This is a genomic window from Mesorhizobium sp. M0715, from assembly GCF_040320355.1.
Lineage (GTDB): Bacteria > Pseudomonadota > Alphaproteobacteria > Rhizobiales > Rhizobiaceae > Mesorhizobium.
In genome coordinates this window covers 37,127-56,383 of the sequence record NZ_JAMYPL010000018.1, presented here as the reverse complement: position 1 = coordinate 56,383, position 19,257 = coordinate 37,127, and the positions used below count along the sequence as shown (strand labels likewise).

General features: G+C 64.0%; 14 protein-coding genes. 8 read left to right on the top strand and 6 right to left on the bottom strand.

What is annotated here, in order from left to right; all coding sequences use genetic code 11:
* Positions 1-77 precede the first annotated feature (77 nt).
* Genes NKI21_RS20830 through NKI21_RS20810 form a run of 5 tightly spaced genes read left to right on the top strand, consistent with a single transcriptional unit; the run spans position 78 to position 5,272 of the window.
* Positions 78-1,619: a sugar ABC transporter ATP-binding protein gene (locus tag NKI21_RS20830; RefSeq protein ID WP_352441457.1), complete on the top strand. Its 1,542-nt coding sequence runs from the start codon at positions 78-80 to the stop codon at positions 1,617-1,619.
* Complete coding sequence (locus NKI21_RS20825; protein WP_352441458.1) at positions 1,616-2,590, top strand: ABC transporter permease; 975 nt, start codon at positions 1,616-1,618, stop codon at positions 2,588-2,590. The genes NKI21_RS20830 and NKI21_RS20825 overlap by 4 nt, the downstream gene beginning before the upstream one ends.
* The gene (locus NKI21_RS20820; RefSeq protein WP_352441459.1) at positions 2,587-3,582 is read left to right on the top strand and encodes an ABC transporter permease; all 996 of its coding nucleotides are present in this window, start codon (positions 2,587-2,589) and stop codon (positions 3,580-3,582) included. Before NKI21_RS20825 ends, NKI21_RS20820 begins: the two co-directional genes overlap by 4 nt.
* Positions 3,582-3,899: an L-rhamnose mutarotase gene (gene rhaM / locus NKI21_RS20815; protein ID WP_352441460.1), complete on the top strand. Its 318-nt coding sequence runs from the start codon at positions 3,582-3,584 to the stop codon at positions 3,897-3,899. The genes NKI21_RS20820 and rhaM overlap by 1 nt, the downstream gene beginning before the upstream one ends.
* On the top strand, positions 3,896-5,272 hold the full coding sequence (locus NKI21_RS20810; protein ID WP_352441461.1) for an FGGY-family carbohydrate kinase: 1,377 nt from the start codon (positions 3,896-3,898) through the stop codon (positions 5,270-5,272). The genes rhaM and NKI21_RS20810 overlap by 4 nt, the downstream gene beginning before the upstream one ends.
* Here NKI21_RS20810 and NKI21_RS20805 read toward each other — a convergent pair whose 3' ends face one another.
* From NKI21_RS20805 to galE, 3 genes are all read right to left on the bottom strand, one after another.
* The gene (locus NKI21_RS20805) at positions 5,273-7,099 is read right to left on the bottom strand and encodes an alanine racemase (protein ID WP_352441462.1); all 1,827 of its coding nucleotides are present in this window, start codon (positions 7,097-7,099) and stop codon (positions 5,273-5,275) included.
* Between the two features lie 2 nt (positions 7,100-7,101).
* Complete coding sequence (locus NKI21_RS20800; RefSeq protein ID WP_352441463.1) at positions 7,102-8,352, bottom strand: D-amino acid dehydrogenase; 1,251 nt, start codon at positions 8,350-8,352, stop codon at positions 7,102-7,104.
* 105 nt (positions 8,353-8,457) lie between these two features.
* Positions 8,458-9,453 carry a UDP-glucose 4-epimerase GalE gene (galE, locus tag NKI21_RS20795; protein WP_352441464.1) on the bottom strand — a complete coding sequence of 332 codons (996 nt, stop codon included), beginning with the start codon at positions 9,451-9,453 and terminating at the stop codon, positions 8,458-8,460.
* A gap of 268 nt (positions 9,454-9,721) precedes the next feature.
* Between galE and hemA the strand changes: the two genes are divergently transcribed.
* On the top strand, positions 9,722-10,999 hold the full coding sequence (gene hemA, locus NKI21_RS20790; RefSeq protein WP_352441465.1) for a 5-aminolevulinate synthase: 1,278 nt from the start codon (positions 9,722-9,724) through the stop codon (positions 10,997-10,999).
* A 73-nt stretch (positions 11,000-11,072) separates the two neighbouring features.
* Here the strand turns inward: hemA and NKI21_RS20785 are convergent, their stop codons facing one another.
* Positions 11,073-12,239, bottom strand: a complete 1,167-nt coding sequence (locus NKI21_RS20785) for a pyridoxal phosphate-dependent aminotransferase (protein ID WP_352441466.1) — start codon at positions 12,237-12,239, stop codon at positions 11,073-11,075.
* Between the two features lie 112 nt (positions 12,240-12,351).
* On the bottom strand, positions 12,352-12,774 hold the full coding sequence (gene mscL / locus NKI21_RS20780) for a large conductance mechanosensitive channel protein MscL (RefSeq protein ID WP_023813897.1): 423 nt from the start codon (positions 12,772-12,774) through the stop codon (positions 12,352-12,354).
* A 264-nt stretch (positions 12,775-13,038) separates the two neighbouring features.
* Here mscL and NKI21_RS20775 point away from each other — a divergent pair, with 264 nt between their 5' ends.
* Positions 13,039-16,527, top strand: a complete 3,489-nt coding sequence (locus tag NKI21_RS20775; RefSeq protein WP_352441467.1) for a PAS domain-containing hybrid sensor histidine kinase/response regulator — start codon at positions 13,039-13,041, stop codon at positions 16,525-16,527.
* A gap of 147 nt (positions 16,528-16,674) precedes the next feature.
* Here the strand turns inward: NKI21_RS20775 and NKI21_RS20770 are convergent, their stop codons facing one another.
* Positions 16,675-17,583 (bottom strand): LysR family transcriptional regulator, encoded by a 909-nt coding sequence (locus tag NKI21_RS20770; protein WP_023813895.1) that lies wholly within the window; start codon positions 17,581-17,583, stop codon positions 16,675-16,677.
* Positions 17,584-17,729: 146 nt separating this feature from the next.
* Between NKI21_RS20770 and NKI21_RS20765 the strand changes: the two genes are divergently transcribed.
* Positions 17,730-19,241: an MFS transporter gene (locus tag NKI21_RS20765; RefSeq protein WP_352441468.1), complete on the top strand. Its 1,512-nt coding sequence runs from the start codon at positions 17,730-17,732 to the stop codon at positions 19,239-19,241.
* The last annotated feature ends 16 nt before the right edge of the window (positions 19,242-19,257 follow it).

Genomic DNA, 19,257 nt, shown 5'->3' with positions numbered 1-19,257 from the left:
CGCTCTCAAGCTGTCGCGGCGGAGCTCACGTCCCGCCGCGACTTTAAACGGACCTTGTTTCAGGGCTTGATACGACTATGGACACGACAGCCCAACCCGGCACGGTGAAGGAGCAGCCTCTAGCCTCGGCTCCACGCCTGACGCTGTCCGGCATCTCCAAGAGCTTTCCCGGCGTGCGCGCGCTGCACAATGTCAGCCTGTCGCTCTACCCCGGCCAGGTGACGGCGCTGATCGGCGAAAACGGCGCCGGCAAGTCGACGCTGGTCAAGATCATGACCGGCATCTACCAGCCCGACGAGGGTACCATCAGCATCGACGGCCAGGCAGTCACCCTGCCCAGCGCGCATGCCGCCTTCGGCTATGGCGTTACTGCCATCCATCAGGAAACCGTGCTGTTCGACGATTTGACGGTCGCCGAAAACATCTTTCTCGGCCACGCGCCGCGCACGCGTTTGCGCACCATCGACTGGCGCACGATGCGCAAAAATGCGCGCGAAGTGCTCGACACCATGCATGCCGGCCATATCGACGCCGATGCGCGCCTGAAGGACCTCGGCATCGCCAACAAGCATCTGGTCGCCGTCGCGCGCGCCATGTCGATCGACGCGCAGATCGTCATCATGGACGAGCCGACCGCCGCGCTTTCGATGAAGGAGATCGAGGAGCTCTTTTTGCTGATCGAGTTCCTCAAGAGCGACGGCAAGGCGATCCTGTTCATCAGCCACAAGTTCGACGAGATCTACCGTATCGCCGACCGCTACACGGTGTTCCGCGATGGCGAGATGGTCGGCGAAGGCCTGATCACGGATGCCGGCCAGAGCCAGATCGTGCGCCTGATGGTTGGCCGCGCGGTCGATCACATCTTCCCGCAGCGCAAGGCCGAGATCGGCGCGCCGGTGCTCTCCGTTTCCGGCCTGTCGCATCCGACCGAATTCAACGACATCGGCTTCGAACTGCACAAGGGCGAGATCCTCGGCTTCTACGGCCTGGTCGGCGCCGGCCGCAGCGAGGTAATGCAGGCGATATCGGGCATCACCCGCACATCAGCCGGCACGATCACGCTGGAAGGCAAGACGCTCGCGCCGAAATCGGCGGCGGATTCGATCGATGCCGGCATCGTCTACGTGCCGGAGGAACGCGGCAAGCAAGGCGTGGTGATCGGCCTGCCGATCTTCCAGAACGTCTCGCTGCCTTCGCTCAAGCGCACGTCGAAGTCCGGCCTGCTGCGGCTGGCGGAAGAGTTCGATCTGGCCCGCTCCTACACTGAGCGGCTCGACCTCAGGGCCTCCTCGCTAAGCCAGGACGTCGGCACGCTGTCGGGCGGCAACCAGCAGAAGATCGTCATCGCCAAATGGCTGGCGACGTCGCCCAAGGTGATCATCCTGGACGAGCCGACCAAGGGCATCGACATCGGCTCGAAGGCCGCCGTGCACGGCTTCATGGCCGAGTTGGTGGCGCAAGGGCTGTCGGTGATCATGGTGTCCTCCGAGCTGCCCGAAATCCTCGGCATGTCCGACCGCGTCGTGGTCATGCGCGAGGGGCTCGTCGCGGCGGTCTACGACAACAAGGGGTTGGACGCCGAGACGCTGGTTCGGACGGCAGCGGGGATCGCGGCATGAAGGCTTTCCTCAAATACCGTGAAATCTGGCTGTTGGCGGCCATCGTCGTGCTGATCGGCCTGATTTCGACGCGTTTCCCGGCCTTTGCCGACCCCGGCAATCTGCGTCAGGTGTTCAACGACACCTCGATCCTGATGATCCTGGCGCTCGGCCAGATGGTGGTCATCCTGACCCGGTCGATCGATCTGTCGATGGCGTCCAACCTCTGCTTCACCGGCATGGTGGTGGCGATGCTGAACGCCGCGCATCCGGCGATCCCGATCCCGCTGCTGATCGTCATTGCGCTGGCCGTCGGTCTGGTGCTCGGCGTCATCAACGGCCTTTTGGTCTGGCGGCTGAACATCCCTTCGATCGTGGTGACATTGGGCACGCTGACCATCTATCGCGGCGCCACCTTCGTCCTGTCCGGCGGCGCCTGGGTCAATGCCGACAAGATGAGCCCGGATTTCATCGGCTTTCAGCGCGCGGCCTTTCTCGGCATTCCGGTGCTGTCCTGGATCGCCATCCTGGTCATCGCGCTGTTCTTTATCTTGATGACACGCACCGCGCTCGGCCGCTCGATCTATGCCATCGGCGTCAACCCGACGGCTTCGGTCTATGCCGGCATCGATGTCGGCCGGACGAAGTTCATCGTCTTCTGCATCTCCGGCATGATCGGCGGCCTGTCAGGCTATCTCTGGATCTCGCGCTATGTGATCGCGTCGGTCGAGGTCGCCAACGGCTATGAGCTCAACATCATCGCCGCCTGCGTCATCGGCGGCATCTCGATCGCCGGCGGCATCGGCTCGGTCGGCGGCGCGGTGCTCGGCGCACTGTTCCTCGGCATCATCTCCAACGCCTTGCCGGTCATCAACATCTCGCCCTTCTGGCAGATGGCGATTTCGGGCAGCGCCATCATCCTGGCCGTCGTGCTCAATGCGCGCGGCGAACGCCGGCAAGGCCGCATCATCCTCAGAAAGGTGGAGGCGTGACCGACATCCCTGCTCCGCGCCACATTCCCGACCGGCTCGACAAGCCGCTTCGTTCGGCGATCTTTTCCTGGGAAGCGCTGCTAGTCGTGGTGGCCGTCGCCATCTTCGCCATCAACAGCTTCGCCTCGCCCTATTTCCTCGACCCTTATTCGCTGTCCGATCTGACCTTCAATTTCACCGAGAAAGGCCTGATCGCCTTCGCCATGGCGCTGCTGATCATCTCGGGCGAGATCGACCTGTCGGTGGCCGCCATTATTGCGCTGGCGTCGACGATGATGGGCATGGCGGTGCAGGCCGGCGCCGGCACGCCGGTGCTGGTGGCGATCGGCATCGTCGTCGGGCTCGGCTGCGGCGCCTTCAACGGTCTGCTGGTGACAAGGCTCGGCCTGCCCTCCATCGTCGTCACCATCGGCACGATGAGCCTGTTTCGCGGCATCGCCTTCATCATCCTCGGCGACCAGGCCTACAAGGGCTATCCCTCAAACTTCGCCTTCTTCGGCCAGGGCTATGTCTGGTGGGTGGTGTCGTTCGAACTGGTGCTCTTCCTCATCGCGGCCGTCGTTTACTGGTTCCTGCTGCACCGCACGAGTTTCGGCCGCCGCGTCTTTGCCATCGGCAACAATCCGGTCGCTGCGCAATTTTCCGGCGTGCGCGTCGGCCGCACCAAGTTCATCCTGTTTTGCCTGACCGGGCTGATGTCGGGCATCGCCTCAGTGCTGATCACCTCGCGCCTCGGCTCGACGCGGCCCTCGATCGCGCAGGGCTACGAGCTGGAAGTCATCACCATGGTGGTGCTCGGCGGCGTCAGCATCCTCGGCGGCGCCGGCAGTATTGTTGGCGTCGTGCTGGCCGCCTTCATCATGGGGCTGGTGACCTTCGGGCTCGGCCTGCTCAATGTGCCCGGCATCGTCATGTCGATCTTCATCGGCCTGCTGCTGATCATCGTCATCGCCTTGCCGATCGTTTGGCGGCGGCTCCGCGGAGGGCGCTGATGCCGCAGAAATACGCGTTCAAAATGAAGCTCAAGCCGGGCATGAAGGCCGAGTACAAGAAGCGCCATGACGAGATCTGGCCGTCACTGGTCGCGCTGCTGAAGCAGGCCGGCGTCTCCGATTATTCCATCCATCTCGACGAGGAGACCAATATCCTGTTCGGTGTGCTGTGGCGGCGAGACGACCACGGCATGGGCGAATTGCCCGGATATCCGGTGATGCAGCGCTGGTGGGCTGAAATGGCCGACATCATGGAAACCAGACCGGACAACGAGCCGGTGGCCGTGCCGCTGGAAACAATGTTCCACATGGCATGAGTGCGATGCGCCACATCGCCGTCATCGACATCGGCAAGACCAACGCCAAGGTGGCGCTGGTCGACCTCGCGACGTTGAGCGAGGTGGCGCTGCGCCGCACGTCCAATGCGCCGGTGCGACAGGCGCCCTACCCGCACCACGATGTCGAGGCCTTGTGGGCATTCATCCTCGAAAGCCTTGCCGGCCTCAACCACGAACAGCGCATCGACGCCATTTCGATCACCACCCACGGCGCGACGGGCGTGCTGGTCGACGCGGCGGGTGAACTGGTGCTGCCGGTCCTCGACTATGAGTTCGATGGCCCCGACAGGCTGGCAGCGGATTATGACGCGATCCGCCCGCCTTTCGCCGAGACCGGCACGCCGCGCCTGCCGCTCGGCCTCAATCTCGGTGCGCAATTCTTCTGGCAGCAGAAAAACTTCCCGGCCGAATTCGCCAGGGCCGCCGCGATGCTGATGTACCCGCAATACTGGGCGCTTCGCCTGACCGGCATCGCCGCCAACGAGGTCACCTCGCTCGGCTGCCACACCGATCTGTGGAACCCGTGGACGGCGGATTTTTCATCGTTGGTCGACGGCTTGGAGTGGCGGAGCCTGATGGCGCCGGTGCGGCCAGCCAGGGATCGTCTCGGCCCTATCCTGCCCATCGTTGCGGTGCGAACCGGACTCGGTGCGCAAACGCCGGTGTTCTGCGGCCTGCATGATTCCAACGCCTCGCTGCTGCCGCATCTGCTGTCCGACAAACCACCTTTCTCCGTGGTCTCGACCGGCACCTGGGTGGTGTCGATGGCGGTCGGCGGCAAACAGATTGCGCTGGATGCCGCGCGCGACACACTGGTCAATGTCAACGCACTCGGCAATCCCGTTCCCTCTGCGCGCTTCATGGGCGGCCGCGAGTTTTCCGTGCTGACCAAGGACCAGCCGGAGCAGTGGACCGAGAATGATGTCGGCGCCGTGCTGGCGCGAAAGATGCTGCTGCTGCCGTCGACCCAGCAAGGGTCTGGGCCGTTCCCGCATCAGACCGCGGCATGGCTCAACGCTGACGGCATGAACAGCGGCCAGCGCTTTGCCGCCATCTCGTTCTATCTGGCGTTGATGACGGCGACCTGCCTCGACCTGATCGGCGCGGACGGTCCGACCACGGTCGAAGGCCCCTTTGCCCGTAACCGGCTCTTTGTCGGCATGCTGGCGGCAGCCACGGCGCGCGCCGTGGTTGCGTCCGAGGCCGCCACCGGCACCAGCATCGGCGCGGCGCTGCTGGCATCCGATCAGCCGGCGACGCACGGCAAGGGCGAAAGAATAGAACCGCCTGTAGACCCGGCCTGGGTTGATTATGCCAGCGCATGGCGCGCGGCAGTGGACGTGCAGGGCTGATCAAAGAATCCGCTTGCCGAAGGCCGACATGACGAAGTTGACCGCGTCGGTGCCGATCCGCGGCTCCAGATCCGCCGTCAGGCCCGACACATCCATCGACAGCAGCCCGCCGGAGAGTGCGATCGCCTCCATCGCCTGATGCGTCTCGCGCACGGTCAGCCCGCCGGAGCCCGCAGCCCAGCCGGCGAATTCGGTCGCGGTCGGCGAATAGCTGACGTGAAAGCCTTGCGTACCAGAGGTGGCGATGCGTATCGCCTCATGCATCAGGTCGCGCATGCCCATGGCGTCGATATCGGTCATGGTGAATGCCGACACGCGCGAATCCTTCAGCACCCGCGCTTCGGCCGGATCGGCGTGACGCAAGCCGACGATGACGACATTTTCCGGCGACAGCTGCGGCTGCAGCGCACCCGCCTTGTGGTCGAGGCCGAGAGTGCGCGCCAGCACCGAGCCTTCCGGCAGGTCGATGCCCTCCTCGTCCTCCGGCATCAGGGCGGCGATGGAATCGATCCAGATCAGGCCGAAGGAATGTGTCGCGCGCGCCGTCGCGGTCAGCGCCTTGTGGGCGATGCGCCGGTCGGCGCCTGCGATGAGGCGGACCAGCCCCGATGGCGGCCTCTCGACATCGGCGAGTTCCACCACGTCGAAGTTCATCGCTTCCAGCCGCGCGCCGGTGCCTTCCCGGGCCAGGATGCCGGCAGCTCCCTGCCCGGCCGTGATCTGCACCATCTTGCGACCGGAAAAATCCTCGACGTCGTGCATCGGGGCCTTCTCGACATATTCCGAAGTCATTGCCAAAAGCATGGCGCCATAGCTCATGCGGAAGGCGACGCGGTCGCCGACGGAGGGCCTCGGATCGGCATCGGCGACGTCGAGTAGCAGATGATCGCTGGAGGCGCCCAGCACCCGTATCCCCTTGGCGATCGGCGTCAGCCCCTCGACCAGCACGTCCTCGCGGCCGATATTGGCGATGGCGCGCAGCCTGTCGCCCTCGTCGGGGAAGACCGGCTGGTTGCCGAAGGCGTCATAGCCGGATTGGCCGATCGGCCGTGACGGCTTGAGCTTGACCTCGATGATGTCGCTGGTCAGCCGGCAGGCATCGGGTTCGAGCTCCGCCCACGGCGTGTCGCGGAAGGTCTCGACGCCGCCCTGCAGGATCGCCTCGCCGACCCGCAGATTGTTGATGCCGGCCGGCAGTCTGCCTTCGAGCAGCAGCGGCAGCGACGACGAGGCACCGCCGGAGATCACGTCGAGGCTTCTGCCGGACAGGCGCTCGGTCTTGTAGGCATGGGCGACGAGTTGGCCGAGATTTTCCGGCGTCGGCATGATGGCGCCGAAACAGCCGAGATTGGTGCCGATGCCGGCAATGCGAACGCCCTTGAACTGCAGTATCTGCTCGACCGTCGGGATCAGGTCGTTCGGCCAGATGCCTTCGCGCAGATCGCCGAGATCGATCATCAGCATGATGTCGTGGACGCGGCCCATGCGCTCGGCGATGCGCGAAATCTCGCGGATGGTGGCGAGTTCCGACTGCAGGCTGATGTCGACGGTGCGTACCACCTCCTCGACCCGCGCCATCGGCGGGCTGCGCAACAGCATGATCGGCGCGTTGATGCCGCTGTCGCGCAGCCGGCGGATGTTCTCGAAGCGCGATTCGGCGATGCCGGCGACACCGCCGCGCAGCATGGCGCGCGCCACTTGCGGCATGCCGCAGGCGCCCTTGGTGACGCCGAACACCTTGATGCCCGAGAGCGCGCAGCGCTCGACGATGGTGCGCGCATTGCGCTCGATGCGGCCAAGGTCGATAGCGACTTGCGGCCCCGACATTTCTAGCCTCCGTAAACCAGCCCTTGCGGGTCGATCTCCGGCTTGCGGCCGGCAACGAGATCGGCAAGGAATTTGCCGGAGCCGCAGGCCATGGTCCAGCCGACATGGCCGTGGCCGGTGTCGAGATAGAGGTTCTTGTAGCGCGCCTGGCCGATGACCGGCACCGAGTTGGGCATCATCGGCCGCAGGCCCGCCCAGAACACAGCCTTCTTCTCGTCGAAGGCACCCGGGAAAAGATCCTTGCCGGTGCTGATGATCGTCTTGAAATCGGCGGGCTTGAAAGTTCGGTCGAAGCCGGTGAATTCAGCCGTCGAGGACATCCGCAAGCGGTTGCCCAGCCTGGAATAGCCGATCAGCCGGTCCTCGTCGGCTCCGCCCATGGTCGGTCCCTTGCTTTCGTCCTCCAAGGGAATCGTCGCGGTATAGCCTTTTACCGGATAGACAGGCAGGTCGATGCCATAGCGGCGCCCGAGCAGGCCGCTCTCCGGTCCCATCGAGATGACCACGGCATCGCCGGCGACCGGGCCGGCCGACGTCAACACCGCGCGCACATGATCGCCCTCGATGTCGAGGCCTTCGACTGTCGTGCCGAACAGGAATTTGACGCCGAGTTTCTCGGCAGCATAGGCGGCCAGCCTGTCGACAAACTGCTTGGAATCTCCGGTCTGGTCGGTTGGCGAATAGACGCCACCGGCAATCTTGTCCTTGACGCCGGCAAGGCCTGGTTCCAGCTCGACCAGCCGGTCGCGGCCGACGATTTCGATCGGCAGACCGTGCTTGGCAAGATAACGGTAATTGTCGGTACCGGTGTCGAGGCTCTTTTGCGAGCGGAAGAAATAGAGAATGCCCTTCTTGCGCTCGTCGTAGTGGATGCCGGTGGCTTCCGAAAGCGCATTGATGCAGTCGCGCGAATAGAGCGCGAGCCTGAGCTTGATGTCGGTGTTGGCGCGCAGGCGCGCCACCGTGCACTGGCGCAGGAAACGCAGGCTCCAGGCGAGGAAATAGGGATCGAGGCGCAGCCTGACCTTGATGCCGAGATCATGGTTGTAGAGCCCGCGCAGGAAGGTCTTCAAAGCCGCCGGCGAGGCCCAGGCGGTGGCGTCACCCGGTGACACCAGGCCGGCATTGGACTGGCTGGTGCCTTGTGCCGCCGCCGGATGGCGCTCGATCACTGTCACCTCATGGCCGTCGCTGGCCAGATAATAGGCGGCCGCCGTACCGACGACACCGGCCCCGAGCACCGTTATTTTCATGCCATCCCCCAAGAGCTCCTCGCGGCGCGGCGCCTCCGCGCCTTGCCGCGAATGCCTTCAATAGCGCTTCGCTGCCCGCCTTGCGAGCCCTTGGGAGAACCCGGTTCAGCCGCGCGCGGAGTTCTTGCCGGTCAGGATGCGCTCCCAGGCGAGCGCGTCGGCGACGATCTGGTCGAGATTGTCGCGTTGCGGGGTCCAGCCGAGCTCGGCGCGGGCGAGATCCGAATTGGCAACCACCGCCGCGGCATCGCCAGGGCGACGGTCGCCCATCTTCACCTCGAAATCATGACCAAAGGCGCGGCGCACGCTGTCGATGACCTCGAGCACCGAATAGCCATGGCTGTAGCCGCAATTGGCGACGAGGCTGGTGCCCCCGGCACGCAGCCGCTGCAAGGCCAGGCGATGCGCCGCCGCCAGGTCGCTGACATGGATGTAGTCGCGCATGCAGGTGCCGTCCGGCGTCGGATAATCGGTGCCGAACACCTGCATGAACGGCCGCTTGCCAAGTGCCGTCTCGCAGGCAACCTTGATCAGATGAGTGGCGCCCGGCGTCGACTGGCCGGTGCGGCCCTTCGGGTCGGCGCCGGCGACGTTGAAGTAGCGCAGCGCGGTATAGCGCAGGCCATGCGCGATCGACGCGTCGCGCAGCATCCACTCACTCATCAGCTTGGACAGGCCATAGGGCGATTCCGGCGACAGGCGGGCGTCCTCGCGCACCGGCTCCAGGCCGGCTCCGCCATAGACGGCGGCGGTCGAGGAAAAGATGAAATTGGGCACGCCTTCGCGCACCGCGGTTTCGATCAGCGTGCGCGTCTTCGAGGTGTTGTTCTCATAGTAGCTGAGCGGGTCGGCGACCGATTCCGGAACCACGATCGAGCCGGCGAAATGAATGATCGCGTCGACCTTGTTCTCCCTGATGACCCCGCCGACCAATTCCCTGTCGGCAACATCACCGACAACCAGCCTTGCCTCGGGCGCCACCGCCCATTCGAAACCGGTGGAAAGACGGTCGAGAACGACCACGCTTTCGCCGGCATCCAGCAGCTCCCAGACCATATGGCTGCCGATGTAACCGGCGCCGCCTGTAACCAAAACCGTCATCCGCGTCCTCGCTTATCCAAGATTTATCGGAAACTGTCTCAACCCCCGCTCTACTGGAAAGCCCGCCGCATGACCATTGGAACCCGTGGTAACCGGCCTCGCCGGCCAGTGGCATTGTCCTGAAACAAAGTTGATCCACATCAAGGGAATAGGCCACGATCCGTGGTCGTTAGGAACAGGTCCGGGGCGTGGCATTTTGACCAAAAAGGCCAGGTGGACGACCAACAGGCCAATGATTATGATCCCGCGCAAAAATTGGGAAGTCGACATGAACTATCAGCGGTTCTTCGAGGAAGCGATCGACCAGCTCCATGCCGAGCGTCGCTACCGCGTTTTCGCCGACCTGGAGCGCATCGCGGGCAAGTTCCCGCGCGCCATCTGGCGTTCCAATGGCCGCGCCGAGGAAATCACCGTCTGGTGCTCCAACGACTATCTCGGCATGGGCCAGCATCCCGACGTCATCGCCGCTTTCCAGAACACGGCAGGCAAGATGGGTTCGGGCGCCGGCGGCACCCGCAACATTTCCGGCACCTCGAACCCGCTGGTCGAGCTCGAGGTGGAGCTTGCCGACCTGCACGACAAGGAAGCGGCACTGGTCTTCACCTCCGGTTTCGTCTCCAACGAAGCCTCGATCTCGACCATCGCGAAGCTTTTGCCCAACTGCCTGATCATCTCGGACGAATTGAACCACGCCTCGATGATCGAAGGCGTGCGGCGTTCCGGCGCCGAGAAGAAGATCTTCCGCCACAACGACGTGGCGCATCTGGAAAGCCTTTTGCAGGCGGCGGGGCGCGAACGCGCCAAGCTGATCGTCTTCGAAAGCGTCTATTCGATGGATGGCGACATCGCGCCGATCAGAGAGATCGTCGAGCTCGCCGAGCGCTACAACGCCATGACCTATATCGACGAGGTCCATGCCGTCGGCATGTACGGGCCGCGCGGCGGCGGCATCACCGAGCGCGAAGGCCTGGCCGACCGCATCGACATCATCGAAGGCACGCTCGCCAAGGCGTTCGGCACGCTGGGCGGCTACATCACCGGCACCAGCGCCGTGATCGACGCCGTACGCTCCTATGCGCCGGGCTTCATCTTCACCACGGCACTGCCGCCGGCGATCGCGGCCGCCGCGACCGCGTCGATCCGCCATCTCAAGCGCTCGCGGGCCGAGCGCGACGCCCAGCAGCAGCAAGCGAGCCGAACCAAGCAGATCCTGTCGGCCGCCGGCCTGCCGGTGATGGACTCGCCGACCCACATCGTGCCGCTGCTGGTCGGCGATCCGGAGGCCTGCAAGATGGCCAGCGACCGCCTGCTCGGCGTGCACGGCATCTACATCCAGCCGATCAACTACCCGACCGTGCCGCGCGGCACCGAGCGGCTGCGCATCACGCCGACGCCGTTCCATTCCGATGCGCTGATCGCCGAATTGCAGGATGCGCTGGTCGAGACCTGGGATGCGCTTGGCATCCCCTATGGCTCCGCCGGGCGGCCTTCGGTGGCCAAGAGCGACCGCATCATTCCCCTGCTGGTGCCCAAGTCAGGCGGCTGAAGCCGTTTGAAACTCGGCTCCGGCGGCTATCTGGCTCGCCGGAGCGATTTTCAATCCGCGCTTCGTCGGCGGCTCAAATAGCCTTCATCCAATTTGCCAGCCGGTGCGCCGCTTCCTCGATCTGGTCGAGGCGGCGGTGGAAACACAACCGCAAAAACGCCTCGCCGCCGGGGCCGAAAGCGGTGCCTGGCGCCAGGCCGACATTGGCCTTGTCGACAATGTCGAAGGCAGCGGTGCGTGAATCGGTGATGCCGTCGACAGTGAAAAACAGATAGAACGCGCCCTGCGGCACGGTGAACCGAGCACGATCCGTGGCACCGAGGATGCCGCAGACAAGGTCACGCGCCTTGCGCGCCCGCTCCACCTGTTCGGCAACGAAGGCATCGCCCCCGTCAAGCGCGGCGGCCGCGCCGCGCTGCATGAACTGGGCGACGCCGGAGTTCGAATACTGGATCAGGTTCTCGAACACCTGCTGCAAGCTCGGATGCGTCTTGATCCAGCCGACGCGCCAGCCGGTCATCGCCCAGTTCTTGGAGAAGGAATTGACGTACAGGATGCGGTCTTCCGCCGACGCGATGTCGAGGAAGGACGGCGCGCGGCCGTGGCCATAGTGGAAAAGCGAATAGATCTCGTCGGCGATGATCCAGAGGTTTTTCGCGCGCGCTAGATCGAGGATGGCCTGCAAGGTCTCATGATCGGCGGTCCAGCCGGTCGGATTCGACGGCGTGTTGATGAACAGCGCCTTTGTGCGCGGCGTGATCGAAGCCGCGATCTTCTCGACGTCGCAGGACCAGCCATTGCCGGAATGATCGAGCGTGACCGCGACTGGAATGGCTCCCGCTATCGCTGCCGCGGCATCGAAATTCGGCCAGGCCGGCGACAGATAAACCACCTCGTCGCCCACGCCGGCGAGCGCGTCGAGCGCCAGCTGGATGGCATGCATGCCGGAGCCGGTGACGATGAATTCTTCCTCCGGGAAGGTCTTGCCGAAATGCCTGGCATAGTAGCGGGAGAGCGCCTGCCTGAGATCGGGGATGCCCCTTTGCCAGGTGTAGAATGTCTCGCCGCCGGCCATCGCCTTCGACGCGGCATCGGTGATGAAGGCTGGCGTCGGCAGGTCGCCCTCGCCGGCCCAGAGCGGAATCATGCCTTCGCGCAGGCGGCCGTAATTGACGACGGCGACAATGCCGCTTTCGGGTGCCGCACGGGCCTCAGGGCGCAAGCTGTCGATCAGGGTCATTGGCGGGTCCGTTTTGGTCTGCGGTTTTCGTCAGCGGTCCATACCAGATGCGAAAACAGAAAACCCCGGCCGCGAACGACCGGGGTTTTGGTCCAGCAAATGCCAGCCGCGGTCAGCGCCTGGCGAGCAGATCGCGAATTTCGGTGAGCAGAGCGACATCGGCGGGCGGCGGAGCGGCCGGAGCAGCGGGCTTCTCGCGCTCAAGCCGCCTGCGCATGTTGTTCACCGCCTTGACCATCAGGAAGATGATGAACGCGAGAATGAGGAAGTTCAGCGCCACGGTGATGAAGCTGCCATAGGCAAAGACCGCGCCCTGCTTCTTGGCATCGGCCAGCGAGGTCGCGTTGACGGCTGAGGACAATCCGAAGAAATAGTTGTTGAAGTCCAATCCGCCGAAAATCGCACCGACGATCGGCATGATGATGTCGTTGACAAGGGAATCGACGATCTTGCCGAAGGCCGCGCCGATGATGACGCCGACCGCAAGGTCCATCACATTGCCCTTGGAAATGAATTCCTGGAATTCTTTCAGCATTCGACCCTCCTTGTCGTGACTGGCCAAGCTGCCGTTTCCGTCCTTGCGGCATCGACCTGAGGCAACATAACAAAAACCTCCGGTTGCAACATCGATAAAAGGGAGAAAACAACCGCTTTCTTCTTACCTGACGGCACCTTGCTTGTACTGTCTGAATATCGCGGTCGCGATCATGCTTCCAAAGCCGCAATGGACTCCGACGCCAAGCTGTGATTGCGTCCGGGCAAGCCGGATAAAAAGGCGGCAGAGGAGGAAAGTCCAAGCGTGCAGGGCTTGTTCATCGTCATCATCGCGGTCGCCTATGTGACGCTGCTGTTTGCCATCGCCAGCCTCGGCGACCGCCGCTCGGCCATTTCCGAGCCGAGCCGGGGGCGGCCCTTCATCTACGCGCTCAGCCTGGCAATCTACTGCACATCCTGGACTTTCTTCGGCTCGGTCGGTCTCTCTTCCGAACGCGGCCTCGAATTCCTCGGCATCTATACGGGCCCGGTGCTCGTCTTCGTGTTCGGCTTCCCGCTGCTCAACCGCATCGTGCGGCTGGCCAAGACCGAGAAGATCACCTCGATCGCGGATTTCCTCGGCGCACGCTACGGCAAGAGTTTCACCGTCGCGGCGATCGCCACGCTGATCGCCACCATCGGCGCGGTGCCCTATATCGCACTGCAGTTGAAGGCGATCTCCGGTTCGGTCAGCCTGATGGTCGAGCACTATACGGGATCGCCGCCTTCGTTCGATCCCTTCGTCAGCGACATCTCTCTGGTCGTCGCCATGCTCCTGGCGCTGTTCGCGGTGCTGTTTGGAACCCGTCACGCCGACGCCACCGAACACCAGGATGGGCTGGTGCTGGCGGTGGCGGTCGAAACCGTCGTCAAGCTCGCCGCCTTCCTGGCGATCGGCCTGATGGTCACCTTCCTGATCTTCGGCGGCCCGGGCGACATGTTCGACAAGCTCGCTGAGAACGCCCAGGTTCGACAGGCGATGAGCTACAACACTTCGCTCGCCACCTGGCTGGTGCTGACGTGCCTCAGCGGTTTTGCCATCATCATGCTGCCGCGGCAGTTCTACGTCACCATCGTCGAGAACCGCGGCGAGGCCGAACTGCGCACCGCGACATGGGTGTTTCCACTCTACCTCGTGGCGATCAACCTGTTCGTGCTGCCGATCGCCTTCGCCGGCCTTTCGCTGGTCGGCACCGGAACCAGCAGCGATCTCTACGTGCTGTCGCTGCCCCTGTTCAGCGGTCATGATGTGCTGGCGATGGCGGCTTTCATCGGCGGCCTGTCGGCGGCGACGGCGATGGTGATCGTCGAAAGCGTGGCGCTGTCGATCATGATCTCCAACGACCTCGTCATTCCGCTGTTCGTGCGCCGCCTGCTCAAGACCTCGACCTCCGAGACCGAGGACTGGTCGACGCTGATCCTCAATGTGCGGCGCGGGGCGATCTTCATCCTCTTGTTCATCGCCTTCCTCTATTATCGCGAGAGCACCGACAGCGCGCGGCTTTCCTCGATCGGCCTGATGTCGTTCGCGGCCATCGCGCAGTTCGCGCCCGCCCTGATCGGCGGGCTGATCTGGCGCGGGGCCAACGGCCGGGGTGCGGCACTCGGCATGATCGCTGGCATCCTCGTCTGGGGCTACACGCTGCTGTTTCCATCGCTTGCCGCACCCGATACCGGCATCATCGTGCACGGGCTGTTCGGCTTCGAGGCGCTGCGGCCGCAGGCATTGTTCGGCACAGTCGCCGAACCGCTGAACCACGGCGTGTTGTGGAGCCTGTCGATCAACGCGGTGTTCTTTGTGCTCGGTTCGCTGTCGCGCGCATCGGTGCCGCTGGAACGCATACAGGCGTCGATCTTCGTGCCGCGCGATGCCGGCCCGATGCCAAGCCTGCGCCGCTTCCGCACCGCCATCACCGTCAACGACCTCAAGGACACGATCGGGCGCTATCTCGGCGTCGAGCGCACCGAGCGCTCTTTCCAGTCGTTCGAAAAGACCAACGGAACCTCGCTGCACGGCAACGAGCAGGCGAGCATGGACGTCATCCGCTTTTCCGAGCAATTGCTGGCCAGCGCCGTCGGCTCCTCCTCGGCACGCCTGATCCTGTCGCTGCTGTTTCGCCGCCACGACCGCGAATCCAGGGATGCCTTCCGCTTGCTCGACGACGCCACCGAGGCGCTGCAGCACAACCGCGACCTGTTGCAGATCGCGCTCGACCAGATGGAACAGGGCATCACCGTCTTCGATCGCGATTTCCGCCTGATCTGCTGGAACCGCCAATATCGGGCGCTGTTCGACCTGCCCGACGAGATGGGCCAGGTCGGCGTCTCGCTCGACCGCATCCTGCGCCATCTCGCCGAACGCGGCGACATCCCCGCCGATCAGCGTGTGGCCATGCTCAACCGGCTGACCAGTTTCGTCAGCCCATGGCAGATGGAGCTGAAAACCTCGGGCCGCATCCTGGAACTGCGCTCCAACCCGATGCCGGACGGCGGCATCGTCGCCACCTATGCCGACATTTCCGGGCGCGTGGAACAGGATCTGGCGCTGAAGCGTGCTAATGAATCGCTGGAACAGCGCGTCAAGACCCGCACCATCGAACTGACCCGGGTCAATGAGGAGCTGGCGCAGGCGCAGATGCTGGCCGAGGAGGCCAATCTCGGCAAGACGCGCTTCCTCGCCGCCGCCGGCCACGACATCCTGCAGCCGCTGAACGCCGCCCGGCTCTATTGCTCCTCGCTGATCGAGAAGGCCGGCAAGGGGCCTGCCGGCAAGGCGGCCGTCAACATCGAATCCTCGCTGGAATCGGTCGAGACGATTCTCGGCGCCGTGCTCGACATCTCCCGCCTCGATGCCGGCGCAATGAAGCCGGACGATACCGCCTTCAACCTCGACGGATTGCTGCGCCAGATCGGCAACGACTTCCGGCCGCTCGCCGCCGAAAAGAAGCTCGCGCTGACCATCATGCCGTCATCGCTGACAGTGACGACGGACCGCAATCTGCTGCGCCGCCTGATCCAGAACCTCGTTTCCAACGCCATCAAATACACGCGCCACGGCCGTGTGCTGGTTGGCGTCAGGCGGCGCGGCGAACTGGCCGAGATCCAGGTGATCGACACCGGCATCGGCATCGCCGGCGACAAGCTGAACACCGTCTTTCGCGAATTCACCCGGCTCGACGAGGGCGCGCGCGAGGCCGAAGGCCTCGGTCTCGGCCTCTCCATCGTCGACCGCATCGCCCGGGTGCTGCGCCTGGAGATCCGGATCTTTTCCACCCCTGGCAAGGGCACGCGCTTCTCCGTCATCCTGCCCGTGGCGGCCGTGCAGGAGCCGCGGCGCGAGATCGAAACCAGGGCTCCTGCCCGCGCGACGGCTTCGCTGGCCGGGTTGCACGTGCTGTGCATCGACAACGACGCCCGCATCCTCGAAGGCATGCGGCTCCTGCTCGAAGGCTGGGGTTGCAACGTCGACACCGTGGCCGGTTCAAAGGATCTGGAGACCGCGAAGATACACCGCCCGGACATCGTTCTTGCCGACTACCATCTCGACGGCGAAACCGGTCTCGAACTCGTCGTCAGGCTGCGCGCGACCCATGGCGACAACCTGCCGGCCGTGCTGGTCACCGCCGACCGCTCCAACGAGGTGCGCACGGCCGCCGGCGGGCTCGAGATTGCGGTGATCAACAAACCGCTCAAACCAGCGGTACTGCGCTCGATGATGGCCAGGGTCAGGCCGCTAGCACCGGCGGCCGAATAGCATCAAGGGCGGCCGGTCTCAGCCCTGGTGTCCGAGGGTGGTGTCCTAGAGCATTTCACCGTTTCATGGAAACGGCGTTCTGCTCTAACTCTTTGTTTTAACCCAATTCTAGACGGAAAACCGCTTCACACTTTTCCTAGAATTGCTCTAGGCCAGGCCGTCGACCATCTGGGAACTGCGGAACCGGGGCCGTCCGGCATTGCCCGCCACAGGCGGACGATGCTCGCGAAAGGCCATTGCAAGCGTCCTCAGCGCCTCGCGGGACTTGGCGTCCGTCAGCGTCGAAAGCAGCACGATCTCGGAAGGCGGCAGCGCCGGAAGCCCGAATTTCCGGCTGACCTCGATGGTGCCGGATGGGGCAAGCCGGCAGGAAAATACCGAGGCTGCGAGGCCGGCCGAGACAGCTTCGGCAACGGCGAAGGAGCCGCAGCCGAGGAACACCTCCGTCCACGGTATTCCGACAGCGTCGAGCGCGCGGGTCGTGATGTTGCGGATACCGCATGATGGCGAGGATGCCGCCAGGCGCAGCGGCTCGTCGGCCCGGTGGATGAAGTCGGGCGCGGCGTACCAGCCGAAATGTTCGGGCGCCAGCACTTCACCATCGCGCCGGTCGTCCTCCCGGCGGATGATCGCCGCGTCGATCTCACCGCGATCAAAAGCGTCCAGCAGGTCGTGTGAATCATCGAGCCGCACTTCGATGGTGAGCGCCGGGTCATGCGCATTGAGCCGCGCCAGCAATGTCGGGACTTCCGCGCCTCCGACATGGGTGGCGATGCCCAGTGTGAAGCGGCGGCGCACCGAAGACAGGCTGGCAATGGCGCGATCGTGTGCCGCGAGGAAGTCGCGTGCGGGCTGGAGAAACACCGCGCCCTGCGCGGACAAGCGAACCAGCCGAGGCGTGCGCTCGATCAATTTCTGGCCAACGCGCTCTTCCAGCCGCTTCAGCTTCACGCTGATCGCCCCTTGCGTGCTGCCAAGAGCCTCGGCCGCACGCGTAAAGCTCTGAAGATCGGCGATGGCGACGAATGTTTTCACAGCGTCTACGTCCAGCGTCATGTCAGCTATCCGCACTTGTTGTCTCTGAAATAGCCAACCATGCAATTCTAAAATGATCAAGCTTCGCCTACCCTGGGCCGTACGCGCGCTGGGCGAGCTGCAATGGATTCGCCGATTGCCGACAAATACGTTCGAAAGGTTGAATCATGCCCACTGTATTGACCCGCCGAGGCATCATCGTTCTGTTTGCCGCCTGCCTGGCGTGCCTGATGTTCGGCCTGGAGATTTCAAGCGTTCCCACGATCCTGCCGACACTGGAGCAGATGCTGCACGCCGACTTCAAGCAACTGCAATGGGTGATGAACGCCTATACGATCGCGGTCACGACGGTGCTGATGGCGGTCGGCACGATCGCCGATCGTTACGGGCGCAAGCGTATCTTTCTGGTCGCCATCGCCGCCTTCGGCCTGACATCACTGATTTGCGGCGTCGCCGAAAGCGTCTCCACGCTCATTGTCGCCCGGTTTCTGCAGGGCCTGAGCGGCGGTGCGATGCTGATCTGCCAGCTTGCCGTGCTGTCGCATGAATTCCGGGAAGGGCGCGAACGCGCCGTCGCGTGGGGCTGGTGGGGCGTCATCTTCGGCATCGGCCTCGGCTTCGGCCCCATCATCGGCGGCGGCATCGTCGCGGTCTCGAGCTGGCAATGGGTATTTCTTGTCCACGTGCCGGTTGCTGCGCTGGCATTCGCCCTCGCTCTGATGGGCGTCCACGAATCGAAGGACCCGCAGGCGGGCAAGCTCGACATAGCGGGCATCCTGACGCTGTCACCGTCGGTCTTCTGTCTCGTCTTCTACATCATCCAGGGGCCGGATCTGGGTTTCTCCAGCCCAACCGCGCTGGCGATCCTCGGCATCTCGATAGTGAGCTTCATCGCCTTCCTCATCGCCGAGAAGGTCAGCCAGCGGCCGATGTTCGACTTCTCGGTCTTCCGGATCCGACCCTTTTCGGGCGCCATCGTCGGCTCGGCCGCGATGAACCTCAGCTATTGGCCTTTCATGATCTACCTGCCGATCTGGTTCCACGCCGGGCTCGGCTATGACACCGTCTCCACCGGCCTTGCCCTGCTTGCCTACACGCTGCCGACGCTTGTGCTGCCGCCGTTGGCAGAGCGCTTTTCGCTGCGTTATCGGCCCGGCATCATCATTCCGGCGGGCCTCGTCATCATCGGCGTCGGGTTCATCCTGATGAAGTTCGGCAGCGCCGCCGCGCAACCGGACTGGCTGACGATGCTGCCCGGCTGCCTGATCGCGGGGATGGGTCTGGGAATAACCAACACACCTGTCACCAACACGACGACGGGTTCCGTTTCGAGCGATCGCGCCGGCATGGCCTCCGGCATCGACATGAGCGCGCGCATGGTTTCATTGGCGTTGAACATCGCGGTGATGGGCTTCATCCTGGCCAGCGGTGTGCTGGCGCATCTGGGGCATGCGCTGCCCGACCTCGACGCTGCCCAATTGCGTCTTCTCGCCGAAGCTATCGCTGCTGGAAATCCCATCTCCGGGCCCGCCGGGACCGTCGCCCAGGATGCGCTGCGCAACGGCTTTGGCTGGGTCATGCTCTATGGCGGGATCGGCGTCTGGATCATGGCCGCCATCAGTTTCGCAAGCTTCAACGGCCGGCCGATGCGGCGGACGGAGGTTCAGTGCTCTGATTGAACACTATTCTGATTGA